The organism is Acidovorax sp. GW458-11-26-14-TSB4 (genome assembly GCF_059423865.1).
This window is the reverse complement of sequence record NZ_JBWKYR010000001.1, coordinates 1,135,980-1,157,282: the sequence shown is the minus strand read 5'-3', so window position 1 is coordinate 1,157,282 and position 21,303 is coordinate 1,135,980. Positions and strand designations below refer to the sequence as shown.

Here is a 21,303-nt window from a genome sequence, read left to right as displayed (position 1 = left end):
GCAGCAGCTTACTTCACCAGGTTGATGAACAACGCCGGGCTTTCCGACAGGCCCAGGCCTGAGCCTTCCACGATAGGCACCTGGCGGGCCACGCTGCCGGACGATACGCCCTGCGCCACCGCGTTGACCGGTGCCACGCTCACCGCGCCGTTGGACAGCACCGTCAGCTCATACACCGTCCAGACGTTGTTCGTGCCCGTGTAGGGACCCGCAGGAGGCGTGAAGGTGTAGGACTGGCCGTTGGACAGCTCGAGCCGCACATTGGCATTCGACGTACCCAGACTGCCCGCTCCCGCATAGTGGTGCACCGAGTAGCGGTAGACACCGGGGCGCAGCGTGGTCGCGGTAGTTCCCGTACTCGCCGTAGGCGGGCAGGTCACGGTTTCCGGGCCGTAGGACGAGGTGTCATCCACCTCCAGCGCGCACATGTCTCCACCGGTCTTGGCACCGTGGTACACATGCCAGCGTGCGGCATCGCCTGCCGAGGGGCCCGTCATGTGCGCATCCAGGTCGCGCGGATTCTCAACCCAGGTCAGGATGGTGCGGAACTGGCCAGCGGCCAGGCCGCCCAGGCCACCGCTCGCCGGCGACAGGGCCACCGCTACCTGGTTGGTGGCCGAGCAGCTGAGCAGCACGGTCTGGCTGGCAGAGGCGTAGTTGGCTGCAGTCGCGGCCACGGTGAAAAAGCCCTGCGCCAGGCCGCTGAAAGAAGCCACTCCCTGTGCGTTGGTGGTGGCCGTGCGCGTGCCCAGCGTCACCGATGCATTAGCCAGCGGCTGGTTGGCGCCGCGCAGCGCATCGAACACCGTCACCTGAGCCGCCGCGCACGGCACCGCGCCAGCCCCGCCAGTCTGCTGCAGACCTACTGGCACCAGGTGCAGGGTGACAGGGTCAAAGCGGAACAGGACGTTGTAGTTGGACTCCACCAGGGTCGTGGTGCCCGGCTGCTGCGGATTGGCCACCGGCACCTGAAGGCGCAGGTTTTCCAACAGCACATCCGTCTTGTTGACGCCCGCGCCGCGGGTGCCGGAAAAATCGATGACCTGCGCCTGCACTCCAAGCACCAGGATTGCCGACGTGGCGATGACGGCGCCGCGCGCCCAGCGGCCCATGCCGTATGTGTTCATGAAACCTGCCCCTCATTGAATGGAACGCGAAGCGTGCGGGATGCCATGGCATGCCCCAGGTGGCACCATGGCAAAACCACCTTCAGGCGCATTTTGGCAGCACGGCCGCATCCACGCGGCAGGTGCACCGGACATTCGGAACAAATTTGTATTGGCCCTCGCGCTGCAGCGGGGATGCAGCAGGCCGAGGATGCAGCGTGTTATTTTCACAAAGCAAACGCTTGCTAAAAATAAAGTGTTTTGCTATCGTGCAGCGCATGGAAACCCCTGCTGCCCGGCGCAAGCGTCCCCTCCCCGTTCCACTGGATCCTGCATCCTCTCCTGCGCCTGTCGCTGCCCGCACCCGCAAGACCCTGGTCGCCGCCTCCGAGGAGCCGCGGCGCCCCCGCGGCCGCCCGCGCAAGACGGCCGAAGAAGTCGATGACGGCAATCGCCGCCGCAAGCTCATGGATGGGGCGGCCAAACTGTTTCTGACCAAAGGCTTTGCGGCCACCACCACGCGCGACATCGCGGCGGCCGCGGGCATGCACAGCGGCTCGCCCTTCTACCATTTCGAAAGCAAGGGGGCCCTGCTCCACGCCGTCATGAACGAAGGCATGGTCATGGCCTTGCAAAGCCAGCAGCAGGCGCTGGCCGCCCTTCCCCCCACGGCCACAGCGCGGGAACAGCTGCGCGTGCTGATCCGCCACCACTTCGAAATCCTGTTGGGCCCGCGCAGCGGTTTCATCCCGGTGATGCTGTACGAATGGCGCTCGCTGACGCCCGCCCAGCGCAAGGGCATCAGCCGCGTCAAGGATGCCTACGAGGCCGCCTGGATGCCCACGCTCGAAGCCCTGGCCCGCCAGGGCGCCCTGCAGGCCGCACCGGGCGTGGCGCGACTGTTCCTCTTTGGCGCCCTCAACTGGGCTGTGCAGTGGTTTGCCCCCAAGGGAGGCAAATCGCTGGACGAGCTGACCGGTGAGGCGCTGGCACTGTTCATAAGGGAGGCCTGAGCCATGTACCAGAGCGTGTTCGCACCGGGGCTCTTTACGGGGCAGGTGGTGATCGTCACCGGCGGCGGATCGGGCATAGGCCGCTGCACGGCGCACGAACTGGCCCGGCTGGGTGCGCAGGTGGTGCTGGTCGGGCGCAAGGCCGACAAGCTGCAGGCGGTGCAGGCCGAAATCAACGCCGACGGCGGGCAAGCCTCCTGGCACGCCTGCGACATCCGCTCCGAAGAGGCCGTGGGCATCGTCGTGCAACAGGTTCTGGCCGAGCACGGCCGCATCGATGCGCTGGTGAACAATGCGGGCGGCCAGTTCATGGCACCGCTCTCCACCATCTCCGCCAAGGGCTGGGAGGCGGTGCTCAACACCAACCTGACCGGCGGCTTTTTGATGGCGCGCGAGTGCCACCGGCAGTGGATGGCATCGCACGGTGGCAGCATCGTCAACATCGTGGCCGACATGTGGGGCTCCATGCCGGGCATGGGGCACAGCGGCGCGGCGCGTGCCGGCATGGTCAGCCTCACCGAGACCGCCGCCCTGGAATGGGCAGGCAGCGGCGTGCGCGTGAATGCCGTGGCACCGGGCTACATCGCGTCGAGCGGCATGGACAACTACCCGCCCGCCGCCGCCGACATGCTGCGCGCCATGCGCCATACCGTGCCGCAGGGGCGCTTCGGGACCGAGGCCGAGGTTTCGGCGGCCATCGTCTTTCTGTTGAGCCCCGCCGCCAGCTTCGTCAACGGCAGCACCGTGCGCGTGGACGGCGCCCGCCCCCAGGCGCGCCTGGGCTGGCCCATGCAGGTGCCCGACACCGCCACGCAAAATAGGCTGGCCGTGCGGCCTTTCGAAGGCTTTCACCGTGCCCAGGTGCCACGCGTGTTTGCCGAGCAAATGCCTTCGGAGGGCGCACCTTGACGGCCTTTTCCTCGCGCTTCAACCCCTCCACACCCGACGCGCAGCGCCGCCGCAGCGCCCAGCTGGCGCGGCTCGAAGCCCTGCGCGCGCTGGAAGACCGTGCCGCCATGGCATCGGCGCGCTCACAGCCACAATTCGACAAGCGCGGCCAGTTGCTGCCGCGCCAGCGCGTGGCGCTGCTGCTCGATGCCGGCACACCCTGGCTGCCGCTGGCCACGCTGGCAGGCTACCTGCAGGACAGCAAGGACCCCGCCAAGTCCGTCCCCGGCGGCGGCATCGTGGCCGGTATCGGCGTGGTGTCGGGCGTGCGCTGCATGGTGGTGGCCAGCGACTCGGGCATCGAGGCCGGGGCCATCCAGCCCATGGGCCTCGAGAAGATCCTGCGTGTGCAGGAGATCGCGCTGCAGAATCGCCTGCCCTTCGTGCACCTGGTCGAGAGCGCGGGCGCCAACCTCATGCGCTACCGGGTGGAGGGCTTCGTGCACGGGGGCAGCCTGTTCCGCAACCTGGCGCGGCTGTCGGCCGCGGGCATCCCCGTCATCACCGTGCAACATGGCTCGGGCACGGCGGGCGGCGCCTACATGCCCGGCCTGTCAGACGTAGTCATCATGGTGCAGGGACGCTCGCGCGCCTTTTTGGCCGGGCCGCCGCTGCTCAAGGCCGCCACGGGCGAGATCGCCACCGAGGAGGAACTGGGCGGTGCCGAGATGCACACCAGCATCTCGGGCCTGGGCGAGTACCTGGCGCAAGATGACCGCGAAGCCATAGGCATGGCGCGCGCCATTGTGGCAGCCTCGGGCTGGGAGAACCCGTCCGCCCCCGCGCAAGTACCGGCTCCCGCTCTCGATTCCGAAGACCTGCTGGCCCTGATGCCCGACGACCTGCGCCAGCCCGTGGACATGCGCGAGGTGATAGCGCGCATCGCCGATGGCTCCGAGCTGCTGGAATTCAAGGCCCGCTACGGCATGGCCACCGTGTGCGCCCAGGCGCGCATCGACGGCCGCCCCGTGGGCTTCATCACCAACAACGGCCCCATCGACGTGGCCGGCGCCAACAAGGCCGCGCATTTCATCCAGTGGATGTGCCAGCTCGGCCACCCCATCGTCTACCTGCAGAACACCACCGGCTACATGGTGGGCAAGGACAGCGAGCAGGGCGGCATGATCAAGCATGGCAGCAAGATGATCCAGGCGGTATCGAACGCCACCGTGCCGCAGATCACCATCCAGTGCGGCGCGAGCTTTGGCGCGGGCAACTACGGCATGTGCGGGCGTGGCTATGCGCCGCGCTTCCTGTTCAGCTGGCCCGGCGCCAAGACGGCCGTGATGGGCGGCGAGCAGGCCGCGCGCACCATGCAGATCGTGACCGAAGCGGCGCTGGCGCGCAAAGGCATCACGCCCGACCCGGCCGAGTCGCAGGCCCAGTTCGACAAGATCGTGGCCATGTTCGAAGCGCAGGCCGACGCCTTCTATACCAGCGGCCTGCTGCTGGACGACGGCGTGATCGACCCGCGCGACACGCGCGCCGTGTTGGCACTGTGCCTGGCCACCTGCGCCGACGCACAGACGCGCAAGGTGCACCCCATGCAGTTCGGGGTGGCACGGATGTAGACAGCAGGCTATTTCTTCCTCTTGCACTGGTCCACACAAAAACCAACGGAGACACACCATGCAGTTCACGCACGAGCACCGCGAGATCCAGAAGACCCTCAAGCGCTTCATCGACGAGGAGATCAACCCCCATGTGGACGAGTGGGAGGCAGCCGAGATCTTCCCTGCGCACGAGGTCTTCAAGAAGATGGGGCAACTGGGCCTGCTGGGCCTGTGCAAGCCCGAGGAATACGGGGGCTCGGGCCTGGACTATTCCTACTCCGTGGCCATGGCCGAGACCCTGGGCCACGTGCACTGCGGCGGCGTGCCCATGGCCATCGGCGTGCAGACGGACATGTGCACGCCGGCGCTGGCGCGCCATGGCAGCGAGGAGCTCAAGCGCGACTTCCTGGCCCCGGCGATTGCGGGCGACACGGTAGGCTGCATCGGCGTGAGCGAGCCGGCGGCGGGCAGCGACGTGTCGGGCATCAAGACCACGGCGCGCAAGGACGGCGACGACTACGTGATCACCGGCCAGAAGATGTGGATCACCAACAGCCTGCAGGCCGACTGGATGTGCATGCTGGTGAACACCGGCGAAGGCCCGGTGCACCGCAACAAGAGCCTGGTGATGGTGCCCCTGCGCGACGGCCCCGGCGGCCAGCTCACCAAGGGCGTGGAGGTGGCGCAGAAGATCCGCAAGATCGGCATGCACAGCAGCGACACCGGCCTGCTCTACTTCGACGAAGTGCGCGTGCCGCAACGCTACCGCATCGGTGCCGAAGGCCAGGGCTTCATCTACCAGATGCAGCAGTTCCAGGAGGAACGGCTGTGGTGCGCCTCGAGCACCCTGGAATCGCTGACCAACTGCATCGCCTGGACCATCGAATGGGCACAGGAGCGCAAGCTCTTCGGCGGTGCGCTGGCCGACCAGCAGTGGGTGCAGTTCAAGCTGGCCGAACTGAAGACCGAGGTGGAAGCCCTGCGCGCACTGACCTACCGCGCCTGCGAGCTCTATGTGGGCGGGCAGGACGTGCTGGAGCTTGCCTCCATGGCCAAGCTCAAGGCCGGGCGCCTGAACCGCGAGGTGCCCGACACCTGCCTGCAGTTCTGGGGCGGCATGGGCTTCACGCTGGAGAACAAGGTCTCGCGCATGTTCCGCGATGGGCGCCTGGCCTCCATCGGCGGCGGGGCCGACGAGGTAATGCTGGGCATCCTCGCCAAGACCATGGGCATCGCCAAGCGGCCCACCGCCCACTGAACCAGGACACAGCATGCCCGACGCCCTGCTGATCGACCGCGCGCCGCTGGGCAGCGGACTTGTCGTAGAGACCTGGACCTTGAACGACCCGGCCAGCCGCAACGCGCTAACCGATGCCATGGTGGACGCCCTGCTGAACGCCTGCACCCGCGCGCGCAACGACGGTGCTTTGCGTGGCGTGGTGCTGCGCGGCGCAGGCGGGCACTTCTGTGCGGGCGGCAGCCTGGGCGGCTTTGCCAAGGCCATCGGCCAGCCGCTCGCTGCAGGCATGCCCGACCCGCTGGTGCCGCTGAACCGGCGCTTCGGCACGCTGCTGCAGGCGCTGTGCGGCCTGCCCCAGTGGCTGGTGATCGCGGTGGAGGGCGCGGCCATGGGCGGCGGCCTGGGCCTGGCCTGCTGCGGCGATCTGGTGCTGGCCGACGCGGGCGCCCAGTTCGGCGCACCCGAGGTCACGCTGGGCCTGGTGCCCGCACAGATCGCCCCCTTCGTGGTGCGGCGGCTCGGGCCGGCGGCGGCACGGCGCTGGCTGCTGTCGGGGGCGCGCAGCGGGGCGGCTGCAGCACACCAGGCAGGGCTGGTGGACGAGGTGGTCGATGGCGCGATGGATGAAGCCGTGCAGGCCGCCGTGCAGCGCCTGGCCCACGCTGCGCCCCAGGCCATTGCGGCCACCAAGCACCTGCTGGCGCAGGTGCAAGGCACCCTGCCGCTGCCGGCCCTGCTCGACGATGCAGCCCACCTGTTTGCCCATGCCCTGCGCGGACCAGAGGCGCCGCAGGGCCTTGCCGCCTTCACGGCCCGCAAGGCACCGCCCTGGAGTGCTTCGGCATGAAAAAGATACTGATTGCCAATCGCGGAGAGATCGCCAGGCGCATCGTGCACACGGCACACGCCATGGGCATTGCCACCGTGGCCGTGTACTCCGATCCCGACACACAGGCTCTGCATGTGCGTGAGGCCACCCAGGCGGTGGCCCTGGGCGGCAGCGCCAGTGCCGACAGCTACCTGCGCATCGACAAGCTGCTGGCGGCAGCACGCGCCGCAGGCGCCGATGCCGTGCACCCGGGCTATGGCTTCCTGAGCGAAAACGCCGATTTCGCGCAGGCCGTGGTGGATGCCGGCCTCACCTGGATCGGCCCGCCCCCTGCTGCTATTCGCACATTGGGCAGCAAGGCCGGCGCCAAGGCGCTGGCCCATGCCCAGGGCGTGCCCTGCTTGCCCGGCTATGCGGGCAGCGACCAGGGCGGTGAACGCTTTGCCAGCGAAGCGGCCCGCATCGGCTACCCGCTGATGGTGAAAGCCGTGGCTGGCGGCGGCGGGCGCGGTATGCGGTTGGTGATGGAGGCAACGCAACTGCCCGCTGCCCTGGCCAGCGCCCGGTCGGAAGCGCTGGCCGGCTTCGGCAATGGCGATCTGCTGATCGAGCGTGCCCTGCTCAGCCCGCGCCATGTGGAAGTACAGGTCTTTGCCGACGCGCATGGCCACTGCATCCACCTGGGTGAGCGCGACTGCTCCGTGCAGCGCCGGCACCAGAAGCTCATCGAGGAGTCACCCAGTCCCGCCGTCGACACCGCCTTGCGTGAGCGCATGGGCACCTGCGCTGTGGCGCTGGCCCAGGCGGCAGGGTATGTGGGCGCGGGCACGGTGGAATTCCTGCTCGACGGGGACGACGAGGGCGATTTCTACCTGATGGAGATGAACACCCGCCTGCAAGTGGAACACCCCGTGACCGAGGCGCTCACCGGTCTGGACCTGGTGGAGTGGCAGATCCGCGTGGCACGCGGCGAGCCCCTGCCCCTGAAGCAGGACCAAGTGGCCTTGCAGGGCCATGCCATCGAAGTGCGGCTGTGCGCGGAAGACGCACACTTCACTCCGCACACGGGACAGGTGCTGCACTTCAAGGCGCCACAGGCGACTGCGTTCCAGCGCGCGCCGCTGGGCGGCCTGCGCTTTGACCATGCACTCGAAGAAGGCGCGGAGGTCACGCCCCACTACGACGCCATGCTGGGCAAACTCATCGTGCATGCCGCCACGCGCGGCGAGGCCATCGATGCGCTGGTGCGCGCACTGGGGGAAACCGCGTTGCTCGGGCTGCCAAGCAACCGCGCCTTGCTGGCAGCCTGCCTGGACCACCCGCAGTTTCGCGCCGGCCAGGCGCGCGTGCCCTTTCTGGCCGCTGAAGGCGATGCCCTGCGCACGGCCCTGCGCCAGCAACAACAGGCCGCCCTGCTGCCCGGCGCCATGGCGGCCCTGTTCCCGCCCCGCGCCACCACCCTGCCCTGCAGCTTTGCGCGCCCCATGCGGCTGCGCCACCAGGGCGATGTGCTGCCGATGGCCGTGCGTGAGTTGGGCCGAGGGCATCTGCACGTGGAGCAGAGGGATGCAGGTGAGCCCACCACCCTTCAGATGACCCCTTTGCCCGATGGCCGGGTGCAATGCGCCCTCGATGGGGTGGCGCACACGGTGCGCACGGCAGCGGTGGGGCCGCAGCGCTGGCACTGGCAAGCCGGCGGGGTGGATGGCTGGGTTGAAGACGCCTCGTGGGAGCCAGCACCACGTGCCGGCACGGCCGGCGGTGCCAGCGAGCTGCGTGCTCCTTTCAACGGCCGCGTGGTGGCGGTGCCCGTGTCTGCTGGCGAGGCCTTGCAGGCAGGCGCCACGGTGGTGGTGCTCGAATCCATGAAGCTGGAACACAGCCTCGCCAGCCCTGCCGCAGCCACCGTGGCCGAACTGCTGGTGGCGCCGGGCCAGCAGGTGGCACCAGGCCAGGTGCTGGCGCGCTTTGCAACGCAGGAGGCTTGAAACCATGCTGGCCCCCTTTGATGACGACCTGCGCGCCGACCGTGCCGCGCTGACCGATACAGTCACGCGCTTTGCCCGCACCGAGATCGCACCGCATGTGGACGCCTGGGATGCCGCGGGCGAATTCCCCCGCACGCTGTACCGCCGCGCCGGCGAGCTGGGCCTGCTGGGCCTGGGCTACCCCGAGCAGTACGGCGGCACACCCGCCAGCTATGCGCTGCGCCTGCCGCTGTGGCAGGCCCTGTGCCGCCATGGCACCAGCGGTGGCGTGCTGGCCAGCCTGCTGTCGCACAACATCGGCCTGCCGCCGGTGCTGGCGCATGGCAGCGATGCGGTGCGTGACGAGGTGATCCCGCCCGTGCTGGCGGGCGAGCGCATTGCCGCCCTGGCGATCACCGAGCCCGGCGGCGGCTCCGACGTGGCGCAACTGGCCACCACCGCGCGGCGCGAGGGCGATGACTACGTGGTCAATGGCGAAAAGGTGTTCATCACCTCGGGCATGCGTGCCGACTGGATTACCTTGGCCGTGCGCACGGGCGAGGCCGGCAGCCGGGGCAGTGGCGGCATTTCCATGCTGCTGGTTCCCGGCCACAGTGCCGGCCTGTCGCGCAGCGCGTTGTCCAAGATGGGCTGGCTGTGCTCCGACACCGCGCACCTGCGCTTTGACAACGTGCGCGTGCCCGCGCGCTACCTGCTGGGGGCCGAGGGCGATGGCTTTCGCACCATCATGGCCAACTTCAATGGCGAGCGCTTTGGCTTGGCCGCCTCCGCCTTGGGCTTCGCCGAAGCCTGTTACGACGAAGCCCTGGCCTGGGCGCGCCAGCGCAAGACCTTTGGCGCGCCACTGGTGGGCCACCAGGTCATACGCCACAAGCTGGTGGACATGCAGATGCGCATGCACTCCACCGCCGCATGGCTCGAATCGGTGGCCGCGCAGGCCGATGCCGGCCACAGCGGCCCCGAATGGGTGGCCCAGGTCTGCCTGCTCAAGAACCACGCCACGCAGACCATGCAGTTCTGCGCCGACCAGGCCGTGCAGATCCTGGGCGGCATGGGCTATATGCGCGGCACCGTGAGCGAACGCATCTACCGCGAGGTCAAGGTCATGATGATCGGCGGCGGCGCCGAAGAGATCATGAAGGACCTGGCGGCGCGGCAGCTTGGCATCTAGGAGACGAGACGCAATGAGCAACAGCAACGACAAAGCCATCATCACCTGCGCCATCACCGGCGTGCTGACCGACCCCACGCAGCACCATGTGCCCGTGACGCCCGAGCAACTGGCGCGCGAGGCGCGCCGCGCGGTGGACGCCGGCACCGCCGTGGTGCACGTGCACTTTCGCCAGCAGGAGCCGGGCAAGGGCCACCTGCCCTCGTGGGACCCGCAGGTGGCGCGCGACTGCGTTCAGGCCATGCGCGAAGAATGCCCCGGCCTCATCATCAACCAGACCACCGGCGTGGTGGGCCCGCACTACCAGGGCCCGCTCGACTGCCTGCGCGCCACCCGGCCCGAGATGGCGGCCTGCAACGCCGGCTCGCTCAACTACCTCAAGGTGCGCAGCAACGGCACCTGGGCCTGGCCGCCCATGCTGTTCGACAACCAGCCCGCCAAGGTCAAGGACTTCATCGACGTGATGCTGGAAACCGGTACCCTGCCCGAGTTCGAATGCTTCGACGTGGGCATCGTGCGCTGCGTGGAGATGTATGTGCAGACGGGCATGTACACCGAGCGCCTGCCCGAATACAACTTTGTGATGGGCGTCGAATCGGGCATGCCGGCCGACCCGGACCTGCTGCCCATTTTGCTCAAGCTCAAGATCAAGGATGCACCGTGGCAGGCCACCGTGATCGGCCGCCAGGAGATCTGGCCCGTGCACCAGCGCGTGGCCGAACTGGGCGGCCACCTGCGCACCGGGCTCGAAGATACCTTCTACCTGCCCGATGGCAGCAAGGCCACATCGAATGGGCCGCTGATTGCACAGTTGGCCCAGGTCGCGCGCGACGCAGGGCGCAGCGTGGCCTCACCGCAGGAGGCGCGGGAGTTGCTGGGCTTGCAAACATACACCGCTTGATGATGGTGCTGCTGGGCGGCCAGCAGCCCGTCAGCGACAGCCTCTTCAGGCCAGCAAAGCCCCGGCGTCCACGCCCACCAACTGCACCGCTGCGCTGGCGTCGACCGGCTGGTGGTGCTCCACTGCGGAGCTCCAGCCCGCCGCACCTGCCGATGCCCCCTTGGGCGAGGGGCTGCCGTGGGCCGAGTTGGTCGAGTACACATAGGCTTCCGCGACCTCCTTGGACCATGCCTCGGCCGCTGCGTTGTAAACGGCCAGCTCACCGCCGGCCTTTTCCAGGCCCAGCAATGCGTAGCCCAATTGGAAGGCCACGATACCCACATTTTCCTTGCCCACGGCGTCCAGGTACGAGACCAGCGCGCCTTGCAGGCCAATGTCTTGCGGCAGCCCCAGGTTGGCCGTGATCTGCAACGCCAGGGCACCCGTCGTCAGGTGCTGGTAGCCAGCGCCGAACTGGAAGGCATAGGCTTCCCAGCTTTGCGGGGTAGCGCCGGCAGCCAACCTCTGCTGGTGGAAAACCGCATTCGAGGGGGACTGGTCGTTCAACGCGCGGTTCAGAATGCTGACTTCGAGGTCGGCAGAGAGGACGATGGCCACAAACACAGCTCCAATGATGGTGAAACATGCAGAGCATAGAGCCTACACGCCAGGGCTCACAAGAAAACATTGCATGGCGCGCAGCGACCGCCCGAGGGCACCATTGCCTCTTAGCGCCCCTGCCCCCGGCTCTGGCTGCCGGCCCCTCTGCTGTCGAGCCGCCCGCTATCCCGCTAATCCGCCCAGAATGGCTGCAGTGCCCACTGCCACACCACGCGTACCCGGAGGGGTGGCACTGCGCCGGTCAAACGCGGGGCCGCTGAACGACTGCGTAGACGCGAACTTTCCGGCCGTGGCCACCCGCACCACCGCGCCGGCCGCTGCGGGCTCCTGCACGATGCCCAGGATGGATGCCGCCTGAGGAATGCTCACATGCACCGTTGCAGCCCCGGTGGATGGCTGACCACACACCACGCTGGCCAGCATGCCATTGGACAGCACCTCAGTCCACGCATACGACAAGGGGTATGAGCTGGATGTACTCAAGGTGAGGGTGTTTTCAACGGCCGACAGGTCGGCGGTCCAACTGCTCAGCACGACGGTGAACCCGCTGCCTACCAAGTGCGACACCATGACCGGCCCATTGCCCGCACGGTCGATCAGCATGAACGGTGCAAACCCGGCCACCACCGACTGCCGCAGACTGGTCCCGGCATTGTCGTACTCGTACACCTGCCCTCCCACCGCCAGCCAGAAGCCGCCAAACTGGCGGGGGCAGATGCACACGGTATTGGGCATGCCTGCGGCCCCCGTGGCAGCCAGCACCGTAGTGAGAAAATTGCCTGCAGCGTCGTACAGGCGCACGGCCGCCGAGGTGCTGCTGGACGGGTCGACAAAGGCCAGGTTGCCATTGCCCAGCTCCATGGCATTGCGCTCTGCTGGGGTCGCATTGCGGTTGAAAGTCGTTACAGCCAACGTTGTCAATGCCCCTTGCAAAGCCCCCGCTGCATTGAAGCGTGCAAACTTGTAGGCAGTCGCCACCGCACTGCGGAAATAGTGCACCACAAAGCCCCCTGCAGCCAAAGGCAGCACGCCCACGCAACTGGGGTTGGCACCGGCCTCCACCAGCACCTCGCTGCCCTGCTGCACGCCCGATGCATTGAAGCGCTTGAACGCCAGGTCGTTCGACCCGCTCTTGGCATAGGTCACCACGACTTCGCCACTGGCCAGGGTCGCCACGTTCCAGCTTTGGTTGTCATTGTTGGGAAGCGTTGCCAGGGTGGATTCAGACACCACCATGGCACCCGTCGCCGCGGAATGGATCGTCAGCTTGAGGCTCACGCTTTCCACCCAGATGACGGCAATGCCGTCGCCGCCAGCCCGTGCCAGACGGGTACCCACCACTCCGCTAACGGTGGTTACAGTGATTCGCGAGGACAGCGACACGCGCATCGGACTATAGATACGCAGATTAGCGCCTATGTCAGACTGGGAGCCGTTGCCACTGTAGACCACCGCAAAACTGCCACTGTCCAACGCGAGAACCGAGCGAAAGACCTGCGCACTGAAGATATTGCGCCCCCAGGCACTCCCGCTGCTCTCCACTGCGGCTGTGGGGACCAGTGCGCTGACACCAGCCCCTGCATTCTGGAGCGCCAGGGGTACGCCATCGGCAGCTCTCCGCACCAGCCCCCCTGCTCCCAGCTTGGCATAGTCCCCCGCAGCCAGCGCCGTTTCGGCCACCGCCAATACGGCCTGGTTCTGCGCGTCCGTGCCCGGTACCAGATGACGTCCCATGGTGTGATTCCCTTTCCGGGCCCTTGCCTGCCCATTTGTCCGGGCACCTCGCCCGTGGCAGCAATGTCCGTGGGATGCGCAGAACCGGGAAGGTGCCGCATATATGCAAGCCCTGCTCCGGCCTCGGTGGGCTACTCGCCTTGCTCAGAGCCAAGAGCCGCTCGCGGGATTGCCGACCTCCTTGGTCCCGTCGCCATGGCTGGCAAAGCGGTGCCTGGACGACGCTCTCAAGAGAAAGGCTTGCCGGTATGTCCTGTGCGTGCCCCTGGAGGGCGGGGCGATGGAGTGCGGCGGGATGCCGGCCAGCCGCATGCACTGCGTGCACGGCAGGGCTCCAGTGCGCCACCGCCACGCCGCGCGGCACCTAAAGGCACGCATCGGCTGCCAGCGGAGCCGGGCGTGTCGCCCGCGTGCCGCCCGCGTGCCGCCCCCTCGGGACTCAGGCCACCATCAAGGCCTTCAGAATCGGCAATTGCTTCTGGGCAAACACGGTGGCCTGGGACAGCAGCTCCGCCAGGTTTTCCTCGGGCGTTTCAAGCGCCTTGCCGTCCTTGATGAGCTTTTGCCCTTGCGCCTGCAGCAGGGCCCAGACTGCGGGCACCCAGTCCGCAGGCTGCTTCTTGCCCTGGGCCAATGCCACCAGGAACAACTGGGGAAAGCGTGCCACCGCCACGGCGCCACCGCTCACCGGGCTGGCTAGGTAGCCCACTTCATGGCTGCCGCGCGCTTTTTGCATGAGGTGGGCGTTGAGCTTGTCCGTGTGCTTGCGCGCCTTGGCGATCAGGGCGTCGTCCTGCACGGCCATGAGGTGGCCGGCACCGCTGAGCACCAGCACAGCCTGCAGTACCTGGACAAAGGGAATCCCCTTGTCCTTGACCGCCTGCTCGATCTGCGCAAGTGTGCGCGGCTTGTGGTCGCCGAGAAAATCCAGGATGGGGGTGTAGACCACCTCGCTCATTTCAGCGGATCCCAACATGCCCGTGACCTTCAGCGATACATCGGGCCGGTGCGTGACCAACACCACCCTCTGGGCCCGCAATGCCTCGCTTTGCTCCAACGGACTGAGCTTGCGCGCCCCCTTCACCCAGTAGTCGCGCCGGAACTGCTGGTTGGCGATGAAGTCTCGCGCGGTTTCGCGGAGGGTGACATCATTCGTGCTGTTGAGGAGTGCCTGCTGCTGGGGCAGCAGGTTGAGCGGATCCACATGGTCCAGGACATGGGCCGAGCAGGCAAACTGCAATTTCGTCGGTTCCAGCCACTTCGCCAGGGTGGCAAAGTGCATGGGCTCCCAGTCGCGGTTGAAGTACTCGTGCGCCACATAGTGGCGGTTCTGCTCCTTGACCTTCTTGAAACGCTCGGGCACACCAGGGTTGGCCCGGGCATAGCCGGGGTTGGCTTCCAGCAGTTGGTCGGCGAATTCGAAGGCACCGTCGATGCGCCCCACGATGCCCTGCCCCTCGGAGCCCTGCACCTGGGCATGAAGTGTGAGCAGATGGCGCATGGGCGCAAATGCCGCCCAGCCCGGCAAGGTGTTGTAGCTGATGTACAGCACCCCCCCCACCTTGAGGCGGGTGCGGATGAACTCCACGATCAGGGCGCGGTTCTCGTCACTGATCCAGCTCCAGATACCGTGCAGGCCGATGTAGTCGAACTGCGGAAGGTCCGTGCGCGCCGAAAACTCGGCGAAGGATTCGTCGGTCAGCTGGGCACCGGCCCCCGCAGCGGCTGCCAGCTCTTGGGCAAACCCGGCCTGCGCAGGATTGAAGTCGTTGCCATGCCATTGCACCAGGGAGGCGGCGGCATGCATGTTGGCGCTCAGGCCCTGGCCAAAACCCAGTTCACAGGCGGCGCCCACCTCGGGAAAGGCCAGGCCCTGGTTCAGGAAGGCCAGGCGCAGCCGCAAGGGATTGAGTTCGGAGTAATAGCCGTAGGTGTATCCAATGTCGGCCACATAGCCGGCGGTCCATTCAGACATGCAGAGCAACTCCTTGTTTGAGGTTGCACATTTTGACATGGCGATGCCTCCGCCCGGCCCCCTTCGCGCGCTGTTGGCCGGCGTGGTCACCCGCACGATTGCGCGAGCATGCCGGCATAGGCCGCCTCCACGGCACGCGCAAAGCCCGGCTCGTCCATGAGGGGGCTTTGCTCCATCTGTGCTCGCAGGCCAGCCCGCAGGGCGGCGAGTGCCGGCAGGTCGGCCGCCAGGGCCACCGCCTTGTCCACATACTCCTCGACGCTGGTCGCCACCCATTCGGGATGGCCGGCCCCATGCAGGATGGCTGCGCCCAGGCGCCCGACGCCGGGGCGCTGGCTGAGCGTGACGTAGGGAACCCCCATGTACAGCGACTCCAGGAGGGTGGTGCCGCTGTTGTGCGGAAAGCAATCGAGTGAAATGTCCGCCTGCCTGAGCAGGTCCCAGGGCGGACTGTGGAACCCGCATTCGATGCGCTCGCAAGCCACTCCCAGCGCGGCGAATTTCGCCTGGATGCGCCCGGCAAAATCGGCATCCAGCATGTTCTTGCTGTCGAGCACCAGGCGCGCACCGGGCAAGCGGCCCAGGATGCGCGCCCAGGCCGCCAGCAGCCCGTCATTGAAACGGATGGCCCGGCTCAAGGAGACGAAGGTCACATGGCCTTTGGCGAGTGCAGGCAGGCTGCCGGCCTCGCCCATCCCGGGGGCGGGCCGGTATGCAAGGTAAGGCCGCTCCAGCCGCCAGGGCTTTTCGGCGAAGAAGGGGGCATCCTGCCGGGGCAATACCTGCGCATCGGACAGGTAGAAATCGATGGTGCTGAGCCCCGAGGTGGAGCCAAAGCCCATCCAGCTCACGGACACCGGGGCCGGCCTGAGCGCAAACACATCCAGGCGATTGCCCGCGGTGTGGCCCGACAGATCCACCAGCACATCCACCCCGGCATCGCGCACCAGGGCGGCCACCTCCGGCGCGGTCATTCCCTTGGTGAAATGCCACTGTTCCACCATGCCGCGGTAAGGCGGCCACACGGCGTCCGGGCCCGCCATGCCCGCAAACGCCGATACCTTGAAACGAGTCCGGTCGTGGTGGGCCAGCAGGGGCATCAAAAAGTGCCGGACCGCATGCGGCGTGAAGTCCGCAGAGACATAGCCGACATGGATGCGGGACCCAACAGAACCGGACCCGGCAATAGAGGCCTGCAGTACGCCCTCGTGCACGCCGGGTTGGAACCGCGCCTGGAAGGCCTGGTACTCCGCAAAAATATCCTCGGCGGTCTTGTCGGGATGGTTGTTGAGCACGAAGAACCACTTGCTCCAGATCTGCCGGTCCTGGGGTCGCAGTGCCAGCGCCTGCCGGAACAAGGCCTCGCTGGGTGCATGCGTACCCAGCGCGGCATGGGCCGAGCCCAGCTCCGCCAGCGCATCCGCGTAATGGGGGTGGCTGCGCGGGGCATTTTGCAGGGCCTGCTCTAGGCGGGCAATCGCCTCCGAGAGGGCCTGCGCTTCGCGGTATAGCACGGCCAGGCTCAGCAGCGCGCCGAAGTGGTGGCCGTCGAGCTGCAGCGCGGCCTGGAAGGCCGCCGTGGCTTCGGCGCCCCGGCCCTGCTCACGCAGCACATTGCCCAAATGGACCCATGCGTTGGCATTGCGCCCCTCTAGTGCCAGCTTGCGGCGGATCAGGGCCTCGGCCTGCGCCAGTTGCCCCAGGTTTTGGTGGGCCAGCGCCAGGTTGTTCAGCACCATGGCGTCATCGGCATCAAACTCCAGCGCCTGGGCCAGCACCTGCTGGGCCTGGCGCCATTTGCGCTGCGTGATCAGACTCACCCCCAGGGCGGACAAGGTGTCGCGCTGGCTGTGGCCCAGCTCCAACGCATGCGCCAGTGCGGGCTCGGCTTGGTCACCCTGCCCCAGGGCCAGCAGGGTGATGCCTTGGTTGAACCAGGCCTGGCCCAGGCCGGGGTGCAATGTGGTCGCGCGTGCAAAAGCCGCATGGGCCTCGGCGAAGCGTTGCAGTTGGTAGAGCACGTCGCCAAGCTTGTTGCAGAGCATGGCCAGCTGTGCCGGATGGTGCGCTGAGATACCGGGGGCGGATTCGGCCAACAGCAGCAAGGCCTGCTGAAAGGCGGCCAGCGCCCCCTCCTGGTCGGCCAGCTGCAACAGACTGTCCCCCAGGAGTACGTGCATTTGCGCATCGCCCGGATGGTGGCGGCATCCGTCCTGTGCCCACTGGCGTGCCAGCGCAGCCTGGCCCAAGGCCAGCGCACTGCGCGCGGCCCAGAACAGTGCAGCGGCGTCGCGTGGATTGCCTGCCAACCCTTGCCGGGCCATGGCCAGGCAGGCAGCAAAGTCCCGGGAGGCGTGAAGTTCGCTCAGAGCCCGGGGATTCGATGGTTCATTCGGCATAGGTAGGAAAGGCCCGGTGCAAGCCATGCAAAAACGCCGCCATGGTAAACCGAGGCCTCGGCCTTTCGTCTGCGGCCAAAGGCTCTGGTCCAAGCCCCTGCCGAACGATGCAGCGCGAGCAGCGGATATTCCGGTCAATTGCCAATGCCAAGTGCCCGGAACAGAAATCCAGACAAAAAAAGGCCGCCCGAAGGCGGCCTTTTGGGCACCGGGAAGCAAACCCCGGTAACGATGCGCTGGGATTAGGCAGCGAACGTGATCGTGGCAGGAGCCGTCACACCGGTCAGCTGGATCAGCACGTCGCCAGCGTCCAGGCCAGCAGTTGCGTTGTTCACGAAGATGTAGCTGTTGCCACCCAGCACGAAACTGACGGCCTGGTTTGCGCCGATCTGTGTAGCGATCGTCGTGGTCGTGCCAGCGCCGGCAGGCAGGGCCGTGTCGGTCAGGTCGGAGATGATGTTCAGCAGGTCGCCGGTGGCAGCCAGGTTTTCAGCAACCGTGCCGGTCAGCTTGGTCACGTTGGCAACCGTCGTGTAGTCAGCGCTCTTCAGAACCAGCGTGTCGCCAGCAGCGAAGTCGGTCACCTTGACAGCAGCAGCGATCAGCTTGGCAGCGGTCGTCAGATCGGTGGCGGTCAGGCTACCGGTCGTGGCGGCCTTCGTGCCCACGTCCAGGGTCAGCACGTCAGCGCCAGCACCCAAGGTGATGGAGTGAGCCTTGTTGGCCGTCAGGGAGATCGTGTCAGCACCGGTGCCGCCGTCGATCGTCACGGCCTTGGTAGCGCCCGTGGCAATGATGGTGTCAGCAGCCGTACCGCCCTTGATGGACAGTGCGTTCACAGCGCCGGTGGCGGTGATCGTGGCAGCAGCGGTCAGGGCCGAAGCGTCGATGGCCTTCAGCGAAGCTGCAGCTGGGCCCGAAGCGGTCAGGGTCAGGCCCTTGTCGCCGGTCACGGTCAGCGTTTCCAGGGTGTTGCCCACGATGGTCGTGGTGTTGGCCTTCACGGTGCTTTGCAGGTTCAGCGTTTCGATGGAGTCCACTTGCACGTTGCCGCCGGTGGAGCCGCTCAGAACCACGGTGGCAGCGTCAGCGGTGCCGGTGGCCTTGGCGAATTCAACGATGGTGTCGGTGGCGGTGTCCTTCACGCCGATCGTGGTGCCCAGGGCAGCGTTCTTCACGGTCAGGGCAGCGGTGGAACCTTCGTTCCAGAATTGCTGGATGCCAGTCACGTTCTTCAGGTCGAAGTTCCAGGCGGTGCCGGTCTTGATGAAGAAGTTTTCGACGTTGGTCACGGTAGGAGCGTAGCCGGTGGCGTCGATTTCAGCGCGCAGCGTGTCGGTGCCAGCGCCGCCGTCGATCACGTCGCCGCCCTTCAGGGTACCAGCGGTCGTGGCAACGATGGTGTCGTTGTTGGCCGTGGTCTTGAACTTGGCTTCAGCAGCTTGGGGCGACAGGAAGTCGTCCGAAGTCGTCAGGGCCAGGGTCACGCCGGTCACGGCGCCGTCATCGGTACCGATAGGCGAAGCGCTGGTGTTGGCGGGGTTGGCCGAGTAGGTGTACGAAGCGGTGACTTCGTTGTTCCACTTCACAGCGAATGGAGCGAAAGCAGCTTGGTCGCCGGTGGCGTTTTCCAGGCCGGACAGGATGTCAGCAAGTTGCAGAGCAACGATACCCACGTTGGCCTTGCCCACGGAAACCAGGTAGTCCTTGACGGCGGCTTGCAGGCCGGTGTTAGGCAGCACGCCCAGGTTGCCCAGGATCTTTGCAGCCAGAGCGTCTTCGGTCAGGCTGGTGAAGCCGGCGCCGAACGACAGAGCAAACGCATTGGTACCGACCGAAGTGGCTTGCGACACTTGGTTGTTGTACACAGCGTTGGCTGGGGATTGGTCGTTGAACGCGCGGTTCAGCGAGGTAACAACCGAGTCGATACCGAAAATTTGCTTAGGCATTTGAAACTTCCTATTAACAGTTGAAAAATGAAAACAAGTTGCTAAAGCAAGGCCAGCCCGTCTAGTGCACCACGCTTGTCTGCCGTGCGTGCCAGTTCAGCCCCATCTTTACAAGTTTGCTCTGGCATTATCACACGCACTTTTAAAAAAATGCCAGTGATTCAAGAGCAATGCCTAGCCAACTTGGGATGAAGTGTAGCAACCAACCCACCGGTGGGGGCGTGATGCGGATCACAAGTACCGCGCGCTTGCCGGTGATGTCTGCCTGCTGCTCCCGATGTTGCAGCAAGCCAACAGCCCACAGTGGCTTGTGGCTACCACTGGCCCCGAATGGCAATGTAAGGCCCGCTGCTGCGGATGGCGAACAAGGGCAGGTTGGCGGTCTGCCTGAAGCCTTCGAAGCCCAGCACGGCCACGGCGCCGGGTGCGAGGCCGGTCAGCGGATGCTGGTATTCGGCGCGCATGGACAGGCGGGTGGTGTTGCGCACACGCCCGTTGTCCAGAATGGCGCTGTAGGCGGTGGTGTCCCGGTTGTGGCCCAGTTCCGCGTCCAAGTACCAGCGCGGGCCGAGGTGGGCGGCGGCGCGCAGGCTGTACTGCTGCTGGCGGCCACCGGGGCGGGTGGCATCGGTGGGCATGTCCACACCGGCCCGCAGGCCGATCTGCCACTGGCTGAAGGCAAGGCCTGCGCCGTCCGCCAGCACCTGCTGGGGCTGCGCGTTGCAGCTCCACTGCCAGGCCAGGCCCGCATAGCGGCCCGAGAGCACCGGGTTGCTATAGAGATTGCGCAATTGCACTTCTGCGCCCACGCGGGTGTTGCAGATTGACGACAAGCCCTGCGTACTGGGCAGGCCGGTGCCGTTGGCGGGCATGTATTTGTCCTGCAGTTGCAGGCCCGAGCCCAGGTGCAAACTTGAGTAACGTGTGCCACCGCGTGTATGGAGGCTGGCCATGGCGGCCCCCATATAGTGCTGCAGCAGGGTGGTGTTGCCGCCGGAGCCGATTTCTCCCGCCAGGCGCGAATATTCGCCAGCGAGCTCGGCCTGGGTGGTCCCGGTCTGGGGGGCCTGGGGGGCGGAGCGGGCCAGCACGGCGGCCGCCACCTCCACGCGCTGGCCATCGGCCCACTGGCGCGCCAGGTCCATGCGCACGTCGGCCCGGGTGTAGGTACCGGGGCGGGGAAGACTGGCTTCTTCCACCGGCAAGGTGATGTTGCCGGTGGGCAGTGTCAGCGTCAGGCTGGTGATGCCGGGGGCGCCTGCGAGGTTGCTGTCGCGCCCCTGCCGCAGCCCGGCGTGGCGGCGCCATTGCCAGCCGGTATTGGCACGGCCCGCCGCAGCATAGCGCTGCTGGGCCTGGGCCAGGCTGGCGCGCAAGGTGTCGGGCAGGTCGGGGCGTGCCAGCCACTGGCCCAGCAGCTGGGTCGCACTGAGCAGGTCGCCCACGCCGGCCAGGGCCACGGCGTAGTCGAGCCCGGCCTGGATCTGGTCGGGCGCGAGCATGAGCGAACGCTCCAGGTGCTCGGCTGCTTCGTCGTAACGGCCTTCCTTGTTGAGCAAGGCCCCCAGTTGCGCCAGCCACTCAGGCACGCGCTGGCAGGTGATGACATAAGGGGTCAGGCGGTCGGCAGGGGTGCCATCGGGCACCGGGACGCACACGGCAGCCACTGCAGCCTGTGCGGCACTGGGATCGGCGCCGGCCGGTGGCACCTGGGGCACGTTGAAAGCGGAAGCGGTCTCCTGCACAGGGGCGGACAGGGGGGGCAGGCGCTTTTCAGGCTCAGTTGTGCGGGGCGCCTGGGCCTGGACGGCCGTGGCAGCGGACATGGCGATGGCAAGCGTCCACACCGTGCGGGGCCATGGGCCCGGGGGTGCGGATGCTGCGCGGGATTCGGCAG

15 protein-coding genes are annotated in these 21,303 nt (G+C 66.9%); 8 read left to right on the top strand and 7 right to left on the bottom strand.

Annotated features, from left to right (window positions below):
* Positions 1–8: 8 nt before the first annotated feature.
* Positions 9–1,127 carry a carboxypeptidase regulatory-like domain-containing protein gene (locus AC07X5_RS05565; RefSeq protein ID WP_494769322.1) on the bottom strand — a complete coding sequence of 373 codons (1,119 nt, stop codon included), beginning with the start codon at positions 1,125–1,127 and terminating at the stop codon, positions 9–11.
* Between the two features lie 257 nt (positions 1,128–1,384).
* Between AC07X5_RS05565 and AC07X5_RS05560 the strand changes: the two genes are divergently transcribed.
* Genes AC07X5_RS05560 through AC07X5_RS05525 form a run of 8 tightly spaced genes read left to right on the top strand, consistent with a single transcriptional unit; the run spans position 1,385 to position 10,749 of the window.
* Positions 1,385–2,119 carry a TetR-type transcription factor C-terminal domain-containing protein gene (locus AC07X5_RS05560; protein ID WP_409958316.1) on the top strand — a complete coding sequence of 245 codons (735 nt, stop codon included), beginning with the start codon at positions 1,385–1,387 and terminating at the stop codon, positions 2,117–2,119.
* Positions 2,120–2,122: 3 nt separating this feature from the next.
* Positions 2,123–3,028: an SDR family oxidoreductase gene (locus AC07X5_RS05555; RefSeq protein ID WP_494769321.1), complete on the top strand. Its 906-nt coding sequence runs from the start codon at positions 2,123–2,125 to the stop codon at positions 3,026–3,028.
* A complete protein-coding gene (locus AC07X5_RS05550) occupies positions 3,025–4,638 on the top strand; it encodes an acyl-CoA carboxylase subunit beta (RefSeq protein ID WP_494769320.1) in 1,614 nt (537 codons plus the stop codon). The genes AC07X5_RS05555 and AC07X5_RS05550 overlap by 4 nt, the downstream gene beginning before the upstream one ends.
* Positions 4,639–4,696: 58 nt before the next feature.
* A complete protein-coding gene (locus AC07X5_RS05545) occupies positions 4,697–5,878 on the top strand; it encodes an acyl-CoA dehydrogenase family protein (RefSeq protein ID WP_494769319.1) in 1,182 nt (393 codons plus the stop codon).
* 13 nt (positions 5,879–5,891) lie between these two features.
* The gene (locus AC07X5_RS05540) at positions 5,892–6,707 is read left to right on the top strand and encodes an enoyl-CoA hydratase/isomerase family protein (protein ID WP_494769318.1); all 816 of its coding nucleotides are present in this window, start codon (positions 5,892–5,894) and stop codon (positions 6,705–6,707) included.
* A complete protein-coding gene (locus AC07X5_RS05535; RefSeq protein ID WP_494769317.1) occupies positions 6,704–8,677 on the top strand; it encodes an acetyl/propionyl/methylcrotonyl-CoA carboxylase subunit alpha in 1,974 nt (657 codons plus the stop codon). Before AC07X5_RS05540 ends, AC07X5_RS05535 begins: the two co-directional genes overlap by 4 nt.
* Positions 8,678–8,681: 4 nt before the next feature.
* Positions 8,682–9,848, top strand: a complete 1,167-nt coding sequence (locus AC07X5_RS05530; protein WP_494769316.1) for an acyl-CoA dehydrogenase family protein — start codon at positions 8,682–8,684, stop codon at positions 9,846–9,848.
* Positions 9,849–9,861: 13 nt separating this feature from the next.
* Positions 9,862–10,749 carry a beta-keto acid cleavage family enzyme gene (locus tag AC07X5_RS05525; protein ID WP_494769315.1) on the top strand — a complete coding sequence of 296 codons (888 nt, stop codon included), beginning with the start codon at positions 9,862–9,864 and terminating at the stop codon, positions 10,747–10,749.
* Between the two features lie 45 nt (positions 10,750–10,794).
* Here AC07X5_RS05525 and AC07X5_RS05520 read toward each other — a convergent pair whose 3' ends face one another.
* The 6 genes from AC07X5_RS05520 to AC07X5_RS05495 form a co-directional block, all read right to left on the bottom strand.
* Positions 10,795–11,346 (bottom strand): hypothetical protein, encoded by a 552-nt coding sequence (locus AC07X5_RS05520; protein ID WP_494769314.1) that lies wholly within the window; start codon positions 11,344–11,346, stop codon positions 10,795–10,797.
* A gap of 165 nt (positions 11,347–11,511) precedes the next feature.
* Positions 11,512–13,083, bottom strand: coding sequence for a hypothetical protein (locus tag AC07X5_RS05515; protein ID WP_494769313.1), 1,572 nt, complete (start codon positions 13,081–13,083; stop codon positions 11,512–11,514).
* A gap of 439 nt (positions 13,084–13,522) precedes the next feature.
* Positions 13,523–15,058 (bottom strand): methyltransferase regulatory domain-containing protein, encoded by a 1,536-nt coding sequence (locus AC07X5_RS05510; protein ID WP_494769312.1) that lies wholly within the window; start codon positions 15,056–15,058, stop codon positions 13,523–13,525.
* 86 nt (positions 15,059–15,144) lie between these two features.
* Entirely contained in the window at positions 15,145–17,238 is a 2,094-nt protein-coding gene (locus AC07X5_RS05505; RefSeq protein ID WP_494769311.1) for an O-linked N-acetylglucosamine transferase, SPINDLY family protein, read from the bottom strand.
* A gap of 461 nt (positions 17,239–17,699) precedes the next feature.
* Entirely contained in the window at positions 17,700–19,406 is a 1,707-nt protein-coding gene (locus AC07X5_RS05500) for a bluetail domain-containing putative surface protein (protein WP_494769310.1), read from the bottom strand.
* Positions 19,407–19,720: 314 nt separating this feature from the next.
* Positions 19,721–21,232 carry a tetratricopeptide repeat protein gene (locus AC07X5_RS05495; RefSeq protein WP_494769309.1) on the bottom strand — a complete coding sequence of 504 codons (1,512 nt, stop codon included), beginning with the start codon at positions 21,230–21,232 and terminating at the stop codon, positions 19,721–19,723.
* Positions 21,233–21,303 lie beyond the last annotated feature (71 nt).

Coding starts and splice junctions, on each gene's coding strand:
- AC07X5_RS05565 (WP_494769322.1), bottom strand. CDS start 1,127: ATGAACACATACGGCATGGGCCGCTGGGCGCGCGGCGCCGTCATCGCC.
- AC07X5_RS05560 (WP_409958316.1), top strand. CDS start 1,385: ATGGAAACCCCTGCTGCCCGGCGCAAGCGTCCCCTCCCCGTTCCACTG.
- AC07X5_RS05555 (WP_494769321.1), top strand. CDS start 2,123: ATGTACCAGAGCGTGTTCGCACCGGGGCTCTTTACGGGGCAGGTGGTG.
- AC07X5_RS05545 (WP_494769319.1), top strand. CDS start 4,697: ATGCAGTTCACGCACGAGCACCGCGAGATCCAGAAGACCCTCAAGCGC.
- AC07X5_RS05540 (WP_494769318.1), top strand. CDS start 5,892: ATGCCCGACGCCCTGCTGATCGACCGCGCGCCGCTGGGCAGCGGACTT.
- AC07X5_RS05535 (WP_494769317.1), top strand. CDS start 6,704: ATGAAAAAGATACTGATTGCCAATCGCGGAGAGATCGCCAGGCGCATC.
- AC07X5_RS05530 (WP_494769316.1), top strand. CDS start 8,682: ATGCTGGCCCCCTTTGATGACGACCTGCGCGCCGACCGTGCCGCGCTG.
- AC07X5_RS05525 (WP_494769315.1), top strand. CDS start 9,862: ATGAGCAACAGCAACGACAAAGCCATCATCACCTGCGCCATCACCGGC.
- AC07X5_RS05515 (WP_494769313.1), bottom strand. CDS start 13,083: ATGGGACGTCATCTGGTACCGGGCACGGACGCGCAGAACCAGGCCGTA.
- AC07X5_RS05510 (WP_494769312.1), bottom strand. CDS start 15,058: ATGTCTGAATGGACCGCCGGCTATGTGGCCGACATTGGATACACCTAC.
- AC07X5_RS05505 (WP_494769311.1), bottom strand. CDS start 17,238: ATGCACGTACTCCTGGGGGACAGTCTGTTGCAGCTGGCCGACCAGGAG.
- AC07X5_RS05500 (WP_494769310.1), bottom strand. CDS start 19,406: ATGCCTAAGCAAATTTTCGGTATCGACTCGGTTGTTACCTCGCTGAAC.
- AC07X5_RS05495 (WP_494769309.1), bottom strand. CDS start 21,232: ATGTCCGCTGCCACGGCCGTCCAGGCCCAGGCGCCCCGCACAACTGAG.